We start from the raw sequence: 11,577 nt of genomic DNA, 5'->3' as shown, positions 1-11,577 counted from the left end.
TTGTCCTCAGGCTACACCGACCCACAGCCACCGCAGCGCAATAAACAGCGCCAGTGCCAGCGTCGATGCCACCCACATCAGTCGAATCGTATGGGAAATGTCGTCTACCGAAATGTCGCGCTGTGCATCACCGATCCACGGTTTCTCAACGCGCTCGCCAAAATAGTCATTAGGACCACCCAGACGAATGCCTAATGCCCCGGCTACGGATGCCTCTGACCACGCACAGTTTGGGCTGCTATGGTTGTAGCGATCGCGCCAGCCAATCTGTAAAGCTCGCGAGCCGTCTTTACGACATAAAAATGCCGCCACGCCCAGCAACAGCCAGCTCAGTCTTGCAGGAATAAAGTTCGCGACATCGTCCAGACGCGCGCTGACCATACCAATAGCGCGGTATTTTTCATGTTTGTAGCCCACCATGGAGTCAAGGGTGTTTACCGCTTTGTAGGCCATCGCCAGGGGCGCACCGCCGAGGAGGAGAAAGAACAACGGCGCGATAATGCCGTCTACGGTGTTTTCAGCCACGGTTTCCACCACCGCGCGATTGATCTGCTGCGGTTGCAGCTGTGAGGTATCACGCCCCACAATCCATGACAATTTCTCCCGACTCTGAGCAAGGTCACCGGCACGTAGAGGACGTTCGACATCCTGCGCGGCTTTTGCCAGGCAGCGCCCGGCCAGCACGGTAAAGATCATCCATATCTCTACCACCCACCCCAACCAGGGATGAATAGATTCTGCCAGTGCCAGCACGCCCCAGGACACAGCCCAGGTCAGACCAACCACCACAATCCACATCACCGCGCCGCCGATGCGCAGCGCACGGTCGCTATGGCAATAACGCCGAATAACTCGCTGCACGGCAGAAATCAGATTGCCAATCCAGCGCACCGGATGTGGCCAGTTCTGCGGATCGCCGATGATAAAATCAAGCAGCCAGGCAATACACCATGCAAGGATCGTCATAGCGCACTCCTCGCAGCTGCCAGCCAATGGTTAAGCATCTGCGGACGTTGAGCAAAATGAACGTGTAGATAGCTGGCGAAGGTGTTTCCGACCTGCCAGCCGCCGGACCAGGCTTGCAGCGTTTTACCATCGCGCACTTTGCGACAGTTCATTACTGCTGGCGTTTCAGGAGTAAAATCGGAGTAGTGGAATTCATGTCCGCGCAGCACTTCGCCTTCTGCAGCTAACAATGTTTGCTGCGCGGCCTGCGCTTCGCAGTAGCCAAATCGGGTCAGACGTTTCCCCATTTTGCTGTGGCCGGGAATGATATCCGCCATCAGCCAGGTATCGCCGTTGCTGTCCTCAAGCGAACTGCCGAGATACATCAGCCCGCCGCACTCTGCATAAATCGCGACGCCACGTTGATGTGCCTCTCGCAGTTGATTCAGCATCGAGACATTGCGAGCCAGCGCCGCAGCGTGTAGCTCTGGATATCCGCCACCTAACCAGATCATCTGACAGTCCGGTAAACAGGTGTCGTGCAACGGGCTAAAACGGACAACTTTAAGCCCCGTACGTTCCAGCAGCGTAATGTTATCCGGGTAGTAGAAGTTGAAGGCTTCGTCATCGGCAATGGCAACCGTTAGCCCTGCTCCGGCGTCTGCGGCAGGAAGCGCGGGCCATTCGCCAGCAGGAAGATTGGTTGACTGGCTTAATGTCAGAAGTGCGTCGATATCAAGGGTTTGCTCCAGCGTCGCGGCAAAAGCCTGCCACGGTTGCTGATTGATAACCGACTCACGTGCGGTTACTAAACCCAGATGACGTTCGGGAAGGGCAACCCCATCCATACGGGGTACGTAGCCCAAGACGGGTACATCGCAGTAACGTTCGATTGCGACTTTCAGTAACTGGTAATGCGTTTCGCTGTTAACCCGATTAACAATAACCCCGGCGATGTTCAGGGTGGGATCAAAATGCTGAAAACCCATTACCGTTGCGGCGATTGAAGTGGAAACGGCTTTGCCATCAACCAGTAAGATGACCGGACAGCCTAACTGTTTAGCCATCGCGGCGGTGCTGCAGTAGTTTGGGTCGGTACCATAGCCGTCATACAGCCCCATAACACCTTCAATAACGGCGATATCCGCATGTTGCATCTGCTCGTTGAATAGAGCGTTCAGCGTGGGGACGGGAAGCATGAAGCTATCAAGATTGCGGGAAGCGGTACCGCATACCGCTGTATGCCAGCCGGTATCAAGGTAATCAGGACCTACTTTGCAAGGCTGGACGCGCAAACCGCGTTTTTTCAACAAGCTCAACAAGCCCAGCGTCACCGTGGTTTTACCACAGCCGCTTCCGGTACCTGCAAGAACAAATGCGTGAAAATTGGCCGCCATACCCTGATCCTGTTCAGGGTGGTAGGGGTGTAGAGATACCCAGTCTCTCGACTGTATGCATCTGAACCACCCACTTCCCACCGAAGTTGTTGGTAGTCACTGACAGGCAGGTCTTCTGGCTTAGCGTCATCCTCACCCGTCCTTCCCAATCTTGCGATCAGTGGTCCATACGGGGTCGTCAGCATCACAGCAGCGGGGGCTGCGGGGGATTCTCACCCCCTTCCCTACCACAAATGTGGCAAACCTGTCAGTTCAAGAGCCTAGTTAATTAAGCTCTCTGTTATGAGGTAAATTCACGACCTCATGACAATAATTCAATTTAATATCTTTCCGAGTTCATTCAGCCAATTTTCTGGCCTTAACCCACTTATTCACACGTTCACTTTTTGAATGAAAGTATCAGCTAAGAATAAAGAAAGTCATTCACACAGACACTGTATCTCATCACAAAAATAAAAACTGGTGCAGTTTATCCCTCTAATACCATTATTTTGTTGCGCTATGACAATTTATTGACTGCTGTTGTCACATTTCATTTTATAATGACTAACATAGCGCCCGATATCAAAAATCGGCAATAGCAAAATATTGCTATTTAAGCGGATTCGCCGCGTGAAATGACATTTATTTGCTGGCGAAATGCCTGCGGCGTAACCTGATAGGTCTGGCGGAAAACTTTGCAAAAATAACTTGTTTGCGAAAAGCCTAAATTACGCGCAATGCTGGCTATGCTCCAGTCACTGTGACAAAGCAGCTCTTTGGCACTGGCCATTCTTTGCTGGTTTACCCATGCGTTAAAACCAATACCCTGATATTTTTTGAACAATTTGCTGAAATAGTACGGGCTAAGGAAAACATGAGAGGCAACATCTTCCAGACGTAGATCGTCTGATAAATGTGCATCAATATAGCGCAGGGCTTTTTTCATTTTACTGTCATGAGGGTTAGTACTACGGTTAGCGCGTACCGGCTCTGACTGCTGCGGGTTATCTTTGATAACAACAAAATTAAGTTGTTTCTTAAGGCAATTTTCGACGATGAGCTTGAGTAAATCCGCTGAAGCAATGACGCGAGAATAGTCCATTTCAGGTACATTACGGAACTCGTTTACCAACTCTGGATCGGCTTGCCAGCGGTCATCGACGTTCAGAATATCAACGAGGCCTACATCGTTACTTAAGCGTACTTGTCCACAAAGCACGAACCCTACCAGGTGTCCCGCGATGACCAGCGGAATTGAGAAATCGGTAAGCCCGGCATGGCAGCGATAAATGCAGGGTTGATCGGATTTAGAGGCTTCCAACCCTCCACAGCGGTCGCTCATACGACAACGCGTACTATGCTGAGGATGCTGGCGCATCAACTGGCAAAAAGGAGTGAAATTAAAAAGCTCAGAAATTTCATCACCGTGAATATTGACAACCACAACAGCCAGACTGGTGGCCTGTGCAAAATCCTGTGCGATTTTATTAATGAGTTCTGAGTTCAGGGCACTCGCAGAAATCATGATAAAACCTCTCAGTTAATTTATTGTTATAAATAAAACATATTATTCACACATTCATTTTCATCTCGCGATCCAGCGCTCTGATGAAAGTCAGCATTGAACATAACAAAAGTCTCCCATTGTTGGGAGACTTTTTAAGCCGTTCAGGAAACCGGATCACGAAAACAGTTTTTACCTTTCAATAATAAACATCTTTCGTGAAGCTAGCTCTCGTTTTCCTCCAACTTACACGAATTACACGGTAAATTTTTGCCAATAAAATAACGATAAATTGCTGCGCCCGCACAGGCGCCGATGATGGGTGCCACAATCGGCACGATGAAATAAGGGATATCGCGCCCCCCGGTCATCGCAACATCACCCCACCCGGCCATCCAGGCAAACAATTTGGGACCAAAATCACGTGCCGGGTTCATCGCAAAGCCGGTAAGTGGACCGGTTGATGCGCCGATAACAGCAACCAGAATACCAATCAGCAGTGGTGCTAACGGGCCTTTGGGAACACCGTTACCGTCGTCCGTTAGCGCCATAATCATCCCCATCAGAATGGAGGTAATCACCACTTCGACCAGTGCGGCCTGCCAGACACTCAGTGCGGCGGCAGGATACGTACTAAAAATGCTGGCAAGTTGCAGGCTTTCCAGACTACCGCGTACCATTTGATGGGCTGATTCATACTCAATAAATAAGCTGCCGTACAACAAATAGGCCAGCATAGCGCCACCAAAGGCCCCCGCTATCTGAGCGACAGAATAAGGTAGTACCTTACGACCCGGAAAACAGGCAAACAACCAAAGTGCGATGGTAATAGCGGGATTGAGATGGGCCCCAGAAATCCCGGCTGTCAGGTAAACTGCAAGCGAGATCCCCAAACCCCATATGATGCAGATCTCCCACAATCCCAAACTGGCACCCGCGACCTTCAGGGCGCTCAGGCACCCAATACCAAAAAACAAAAATAGTCCGGTACCCAAAAACTCAGCAATACATTGCGCTCTTAGTGAATCGTTCATTGTGACACCTTCTAAGCAGAGTTCGTGTCTTTACCAGCGGACTCCTTGCTGGCAGGAAGATTACTTCAAGGCTTACTATAAAAATCTGTATCGGCAAATTGTTGGCAATCTGCAAGCGACATGCCCTTAAAAATCGTGTTGTGATAGCAAATTCTTGCTATCACCTTTATTAAGGCAGGCGGTAAAACGAGGATTTACCCTATTAAAAGTACATTTTCAAAATAATAAAATATTGCGAACAGCAGAATTCCATTTTCAAACGATCATCACAATTTCATTTTTCTCGCATAGCAAATGATATTTAAAATGTCACTCGGAAAAGTGTAAATATGGAATTAACATAACCAAATAGTCACATTACTTAAACTAAAAATAACCAACAAAAACAAATTGTTATTATGACATATAGCAATTTTATCTCACCATAACCCCACTATTTTTTCACTCTTACTTTCAACTCAGCCATTCTTTTTCCTCGCTTCTTTTTATAGTCATGAAAATCGGGACAACCCAGGCGAGGTCTTTATGCAACAAGAAGCGTTAGGAATGGTAGAAACCAAAGGCTTAACTGCAGCCATAGAGGCCGCAGATGCAATGGTGAAGTCAGCCAATGTAATGCTGGTCGGCTACGAAAAAATTGGTTCGGGACTGGTAACAGTCATTGTCCGTGGCGATGTCGGCGCAGTCAAAGCAGCAACAGATGCAGGTGCCGCCGCAGCCCGTAATGTGGGAGAAGTGAAAGCCGTACACGTCATCCCACGCCCGCATACCGATGTAGAAAAAATCTTACCGAAGGGAATTAGCTAATGAGCAGCAATGAGCTGGTTGAACAGATCATGGCGCAGGTGATTGCTCGCGTGGCAACGCCGGAACAGCAGGCTATCCCTGAAAATAATCCTCCAACACGAGAAACGGCTATGGCAGAGAAAAGCTGCAGTTTAACGGAGTTTGTCGGTACCGCGATTGGCGACACCGTCGGTCTGGTAATCGCCAACGTAGACAGCGCCCTACTGGACGCGATGAAACTTGAAAAACGGTATCGCTCCATTGGCATCCTTGGCGCCCGTACTGGCGCAGGCCCGCACATCATGGCCGCCGATGAAGCGGTAAAAGCCACCAATACTGAAGTCGTCAGTATTGAGTTACCACGTGATACCAAAGGCGGCGCAGGTCATGGCTCGCTGATTATTCTTGGTGGCAACGATGTTTCCGACGTGAAACGCGGCATTGAAGTCGCACTGAAAGAACTGGATCGCACCTTTGGCGATGTTTATGCCAACGAAGCCGGTCACATCGAAATGCAGTACACCGCACGCGCCAGCTACGCGCTGGAAAAAGCCTTTGGCGCACCGATTGGCCGTGCCTGTGGCGTTATCGTCGGCGCGCCAGCATCCGTTGGTGTCCTGATGGCCGATACGGCCCTGAAATCCGCCAACGTGGAAGTTGTGGCCTACAGCTCCCCTGCCCATGGCACCAGCTTCAGTAACGAAGCCATTCTGGTTATTTCGGGTGACTCTGGCGCTGTTCGTCAGGCCGTTATCTCCGCCCGTGAAATCGGTAAAACCGTACTCGGGACCCTCGGCTCAGAGCCGAAAAACGATCGTCCGTCCTACATCTGATATCAGTGAGGCTGATTCATGAGATCGAAAAGATTTGAAGCACTGGCGAAGCGCCCTGTGAATCAGGATGGTTTCGTTAAGGAGTGGATCGAAGAAGGCTTCATTGCGATGGAAAGCCCGAACGACCCCAAACCGTCGATTAAAATCGTCAACGGTACAGTCACTGAACTGGACGGTAAATCCGCCAGTGAATTTGACTTAATCGACCATTTCATTGCCCGCTATGGCATTAACCTGGCGCGCGCTGAAGAGGTCATGGCGATGGACTCGGTCAAACTGGCCAATATGCTTTGCGACCCTAACGTAAAGCGCAAAGACATAGTGCCGCTGACCACCGCAATGACGCCGGCAAAAATTGTCGAAGTGGTGTCCCATATGAACGTCGTTGAGATGATGATGGCGATGCAGAAAATGCGCGCTCGTCGTACACCCTCTCAACAAGCGCACGTCACAAACGTCAAAGATAACCCGGTGCAGATTGCCGCTGATGCCGCTGAAGGCGCATGGCGCGGGTTTGACGAACAGGAAACAACCGTTGCCGTTGCGCGTTATGCGCCATTTAACGCCATTGCGCTGTTAGTCGGCTCACAGGTTGGACGCCCAGGCGTATTAACCCAGTGCTCGCTGGAAGAAGCTACCGAACTTAAACTCGGCATGCTAGGCCACACCTGCTACGCGGAAACCATCTCCGTCTATGGTACTGAACCCGTCTTTACCGACGGCGATGACACGCCATGGTCGAAAGGCTTCCTCGCCTCGTCCTATGCTTCCCGTGGTCTGAAAATGCGCTTTACCTCCGGCTCTGGCTCAGAAGTTCAGATGGGTTACGCCGAAGGCAAATCGATGCTTTATCTGGAAGCCCGCTGCATTTACATCACCAAAGCTGCGGGCGTACAGGGCCTGCAAAACGGTTCAGTAAGCTGCATCGGTGTCCCTTCCGCCGTGCCGTCAGGCATTCGTGCAGTGTTGGCTGAAAACCTGATTTGTTCCTCTCTGGATCTGGAATGCGCCTCCAGCAACGACCAAACCTTTACCCACTCGGATATGCGTCGTACTGCGCGTCTGCTGATGCAGTTCCTGCCGGGTACTGACTTCATTTCTTCTGGTTATTCCGCGGTGCCGAACTACGACAACATGTTTGCGGGTTCGAACGAGGATGCTGAAGATTTTGACGACTACAACGTTCTTCAGCGCGACCTGAAAGTAGACGGCGGTCTGCGCCCGGTTCGCGAAGAAGACGTTATCGCCATTCGTAACAAAGCGGCACGTGCGCTGCAGGCCGTCTTTGCCGGGATGGGATTACCACCAATCACTGATGAAGAAGTGGAAGCTGCGACCTACGCCCACGGTTCGAAAGATATGCCGGAACGTAACATCGTTGAAGACATCAAGTTTGCACAAGAGATCATCAATAAAAACCGTAACGGTCTGGAAGTGGTGAAAGCCCTAGCTCAGGGCGGATTTACCGATGTCGCTCAGGACATGCTCAACATCCAGAAAGCCAAGTTAACCGGGGATTACCTGCATACCTCCGCCATTATCGTTGGCGACGGACAGGTGCTATCCGCTGTCAATGATGTTAACGACTACGCCGGTCCGGCAACAGGTTATCGCCTGCAGGGCGAACGCTGGGAAGAAATCAAAAACATCCCTGGCGCACTTGATCCCAACGAGCTTGGCTAAGGGGTGAAAAATGGAAATTAATGAAAAACTGCTGCGCCAGATAATTGAAGATGTGTTGTCTGAAATGCAGACCAGCGACAAACCCGTCTCTTTCCGCGCATCTACAGCGGCAAGCGCACCTCAGGCTGCGGCGACACAGGGAGACAGCTTTCTGACCGAGATTGGTGAAGCCAAACAAGGCCAGCAACAGGACGAAGTGATTATTGCCGTAGGGCCGGCGTTCGGGCTCTCGCAAACCGTCAATATCGTAGGGATCCCGCATAAGAATATCTTGCGCGAAGTGATTGCCGGTATTGAAGAAGAAGGCATTAAAGCGCGCGTTATCCGCTGCTTTAAATCCTCCGATGTGGCGTTTGTCGCCGTTGAGGGGAACCGTCTGAGCGGTTCCGGAATCTCTATCGGCATCCAGTCAAAAGGTACCACGGTGATCCACCAGCAGGGGTTACCGCCGCTTTCAAACCTGGAGCTGTTCCCTCAGGCACCGCTTCTGACGCTGGAAACCTATCGTCAGATCGGTAAAAACGCCGCGCGTTATGCCAAGCGTGAATCTCCGCAACCGGTCCCTACTTTGAATGACCAGATGGCCCGTCCTAAGTACCAGGCCAAATCAGCCATTCTGCACATTAAAGAGACCAAATACGTTGTGACAGGCAAAAACCCGCAGGAACTGCGCGTGGCGCTTTGATAAAGGATACCTCCATGAATACCGACGCAATTGAATCGATGGTTCGGGATGTGTTGAGCCGGATGAACAGCCTGCAAGGCGAGTCCGCGACTCCGCCCGCGGCGAGTTCATCAGCACATACCGCGAAAGTCACGGATTACCCTCTCGCGAATAAACATCCTGAGTGGGTAAAAACTGCGACCAACAAAACGCTGGACGACTTCACGCTTGAAAATGTTCTGAGCAACAAAGTGACCGCGCAGGACATGCGCATCACCCCTGAAACACTGCGCCTGCAGGCGGAAATTGCCAAAGATGCCGGACGTGACAGGCTGGCGATGAACTTCGAGCGCGCAGCCGAGCTAACCGCTGTTCCTGACGATCGCATTCTTGAGATCTACAACGCGCTGCGCCCGTACCGCTCAACAAAAGATGAGCTGATGGCTATCGCCGACGATCTCGAAAATCGTTATCAGGCAAAAATCTGCGCAGCTTTCGTTCGTGAAGCGGCAGCGCTGTACGTTGAGCGTAAAAAACTCAAAGGCGACGACTAACTCAGGGAAAGGATCATGCGATATATAGCTGGCATTGACATAGGCAACTCATCAACAGAAGTCGCTCTGGCTACTCAGGATGAGTCTGGCGTGCTGAGCATCACCGGCAGCGCGCTGGCAGAAACCACCGGAATTAAGGGCACATTACGTAATGTGTTTGGCATTCAGGAGGCCCTTACGCTGGCGGCAAAAAACGCCGGTATCAATGTCAGCGATATTTCGCTCATCCGTATTAACGAAGCCACCCCGGTCATTGGCGATGTGGCGATGGAAACAATAACCGAAACCATCATCACTGAATCCACCATGATCGGCCATAACCCTAAAACACCGGGCGGCGTCGGGTTAGGCGTGGGCGTCACTATTACGCCGGAAGACCTTCTCAGTCTCCCGGCGGATACGCCCTATATTCTGGTGGTGTCATCGGCATTTGATTTCGCCGATGTCGCTACGATGATTAATGCCTCCGTCCGTGCCGGATACCAGTTGACTGGCGTTATTTTGCAGCAGGACGACGGTGTGTTGGTCAGTAATCGTCTGACTCATCCCCTACCCATCGTCGATGAAGTCCTTCATATCGACCGTATCCCGTTGGGGATGTTGGCTGCCATTGAGGTCGCTGTACCAGGAAAGGTCATTGAAACCCTTTCTAACCCCTACGGCATTGCAACTGTCTTTGGCCTCAATGCCGATGAGACTAAAAACATTGTTCCGATGGCACGGGCGCTGATCGGCAACCGTTCAGCCGTGGTGGTCAAAACGCCGTCAGGTGATGTGAAAGCGCGAGCGATTCCTGCCGGAAATCTGGAGCTACAGTCTCAGGGTCGTACCGTACGGGTCGACGTTGCCGCGGGCGCCGAAGCGATTATGAAAGCGGTTGGTGAATGCCCAAAACTGGATAACGTGACCGGAGAAGCTGGCACCAATATTGGCGGCATGCTGGAGCATGTGCGCCAGACGATGGCTGAATTAACCAACAAACCCAGTCATGAAATTTTTATTCAGGATCTGCTGGCGGTCGATACCTCGGTTCCCGTCAGTGTGACGGGTGGACTTGCCGGTGAGTTCTCGCTGGAACAGGCTGTCGGCATAGCCTCTATGGTGAAATCAGACCGCCTGCAAATGGCGATGATTGCCCATGAGATCACGCAAAAGCTCAACATTGATGTCCAGGTTGGCGGGGCCGAAGCCGAAGCTGCCATTCTGGGAGCCTTAACAACTCCGGGCACAACACGACCACTGGCTATTCTGGATCTCGGCGCGGGTTCAACCGACGCTTCTATCATCAATCCTAAGGACGAAATTATTGCCACGCATCTGGCAGGCGCAGGCGATATGGTCACGATGATCATTGCCCGTGAACTGGGTCTGGATGACCGTTATCTCGCTGAAGAGATTAAAAAGTATCCGTTGGCGAAAGTTGAGAGCTTGTTCCACCTTCGCCACGAAGACGGCAGCGTTCAGTTCTTCCCTACGCCACTCCCACCAACGGTTTTTGCGCGCGTGTGCGTAGTGAAACCCGATGAACTGGTGCCACTGCCTGGTGAACTGGCGCTGGAGAAAGTACGGGCCATTCGTCGAAGCGCCAAGGAGCGCGTTTTCGTTACTAACGCACTCAGAGCGCTACGTCAGGTCAGTCCGACCGGGAACATTCGGGATATTCCCTTTGTGGTGCTGGTTGGCGGCTCATCTCTGGATTTTGAAGTTCCACAGCTGGTCACCGATGCTCTGGCGCATTATCGACTGGTTGCCGGGCGCGGCAACATTCGTGGTACCGAAGGTCCGCGCAATGCGGTTGCGACAGGACTGATTCTCTCCTGGCATAAGGCATTCGCTCATGGAAAGTAATCTCACCACCCCAGCCATCGTTATCTTCACCAGTGCTGACTGTGCTGACGTCTGGAATGACGTACTGCTGGGTATTGAAGAAGAAGGGATCCCCTTTGTGATTCAGGAGAGTAGCTCAACTGACGTTATCCACAACGCATGGTTGGCCGCCTGCCAGTCTCCATTGCTGGTCGGTATTGGCTGTAGCCGCGAAAAACTGGTCGTGCACTACAAAAACTTACCCACATCAACACCACTTTTTACGCTGACGTATCAACAAAATAGCCACGATCGCCGCAGCATTGGTAACAACGCTGCGCGGCTGGTTAAAGGAATTCCGTTCCGGGAATGCCACTCATAACCCACAG

At 51.5% G+C, this 11,577-nt stretch carries 11 protein-coding genes and 1 riboswitch; of the genes, 7 read left to right on the top strand and 4 right to left on the bottom strand.

All coding sequences use genetic code 11. The features are described 5' to 3' along the window. Window positions 1–6: 6 nt before the first annotated feature. The 4 genes from cbiB to pduF all read right to left on the bottom strand — a co-directional run bounded on the left by cbiB (window position 7) and on the right by pduF (window position 4,862). Window positions 7–966 carry an adenosylcobinamide-phosphate synthase CbiB gene (cbiB, locus tag FDW94_RS04830; RefSeq protein WP_048235101.1) on the bottom strand — a complete coding sequence of 320 codons (960 nt, stop codon included), beginning with the start codon at window positions 964–966 and terminating at the stop codon, window positions 7–9. Next, window positions 963–2,342: a cobyrinate a,c-diamide synthase gene (locus FDW94_RS04825; protein ID WP_079935269.1), complete on the bottom strand. Its 1,380-nt coding sequence runs from the start codon at window positions 2,340–2,342 to the stop codon at window positions 963–965. Before FDW94_RS04825 ends, cbiB begins: the two co-directional genes overlap by 4 nt. Window positions 2,343–2,429: 87 nt before the next feature. After that, window positions 2,430–2,605, bottom strand: a riboswitch (cobalamin riboswitch). 332 nt (window positions 2,606–2,937) lie between these two features. Next, complete coding sequence (pocR, locus tag FDW94_RS04820; RefSeq protein WP_003834122.1) at window positions 2,938–3,849, bottom strand: regulatory protein PocR; 912 nt, start codon at window positions 3,847–3,849, stop codon at window positions 2,938–2,940. 203 nt (window positions 3,850–4,052) lie between these two features. Then, a complete protein-coding gene (pduF, locus tag FDW94_RS04815; RefSeq protein WP_003030258.1) occupies window positions 4,053–4,862 on the bottom strand; it encodes a propanediol diffusion facilitator PduF in 810 nt (269 codons plus the stop codon). Window positions 4,863–5,387: 525 nt separating this feature from the next. Between pduF and pduA the strand changes: the two genes are divergently transcribed. Genes pduA through FDW94_RS04780 form a run of 7 tightly spaced genes read left to right on the top strand, consistent with a single transcriptional unit; the run spans window position 5,388 to window position 11,570 of the window. Beyond that, a complete protein-coding gene (gene pduA, locus FDW94_RS04810; RefSeq protein ID WP_003030255.1) occupies window positions 5,388–5,669 on the top strand; it encodes a propanediol utilization microcompartment protein PduA in 282 nt (93 codons plus the stop codon). Further along, window positions 5,669–6,481, top strand: a complete 813-nt coding sequence (gene pduB, locus FDW94_RS04805; RefSeq protein ID WP_003834129.1) for a propanediol utilization microcompartment protein PduB — start codon at window positions 5,669–5,671, stop codon at window positions 6,479–6,481. Before pduA ends, pduB begins: the two co-directional genes overlap by 1 nt. An 18-nt stretch (window positions 6,482–6,499) precedes the next feature. Then, the gene (pduC, locus tag FDW94_RS04800) at window positions 6,500–8,164 is read left to right on the top strand and encodes a propanediol dehydratase large subunit PduC (protein WP_003030249.1); all 1,665 of its coding nucleotides are present in this window, start codon (window positions 6,500–6,502) and stop codon (window positions 8,162–8,164) included. 10 nt (window positions 8,165–8,174) lie between these two features. Beyond that, window positions 8,175–8,849 (top strand): propanediol dehydratase medium subunit PduD, encoded by a 675-nt coding sequence (pduD, locus tag FDW94_RS04795; RefSeq protein ID WP_003834131.1) that lies wholly within the window; start codon window positions 8,175–8,177, stop codon window positions 8,847–8,849. 14 nt (window positions 8,850–8,863) lie between these two features. Further along, the gene (gene pduE, locus FDW94_RS04790) at window positions 8,864–9,382 is read left to right on the top strand and encodes a propanediol dehydratase small subunit PduE (protein WP_003030243.1); all 519 of its coding nucleotides are present in this window, start codon (window positions 8,864–8,866) and stop codon (window positions 9,380–9,382) included. A 15-nt stretch (window positions 9,383–9,397) separates the two neighbouring features. Then, complete coding sequence (locus tag FDW94_RS04785; protein ID WP_137377230.1) at window positions 9,398–11,230, top strand: diol dehydratase reactivase subunit alpha; 1,833 nt, start codon at window positions 9,398–9,400, stop codon at window positions 11,228–11,230. Next, window positions 11,220–11,570 carry a glycerol dehydratase reactivase beta/small subunit family protein gene (locus FDW94_RS04780; RefSeq protein ID WP_137377229.1) on the top strand — a complete coding sequence of 117 codons (351 nt, stop codon included), beginning with the start codon at window positions 11,220–11,222 and terminating at the stop codon, window positions 11,568–11,570. The genes FDW94_RS04785 and FDW94_RS04780 overlap by 11 nt, the downstream gene beginning before the upstream one ends. The last annotated feature ends 7 nt before the right edge of the window (window positions 11,571–11,577 follow it).

The organism is Citrobacter sp. wls757 (assembly GCF_005280935.1).
Classification (GTDB): Bacteria; Pseudomonadota; Gammaproteobacteria; order Enterobacterales; family Enterobacteriaceae; genus Citrobacter; species Citrobacter portucalensis.
Note: the sequence above shows the minus strand (reverse complement) of the source record. Positions and strands in the feature narration are given on the sequence as shown.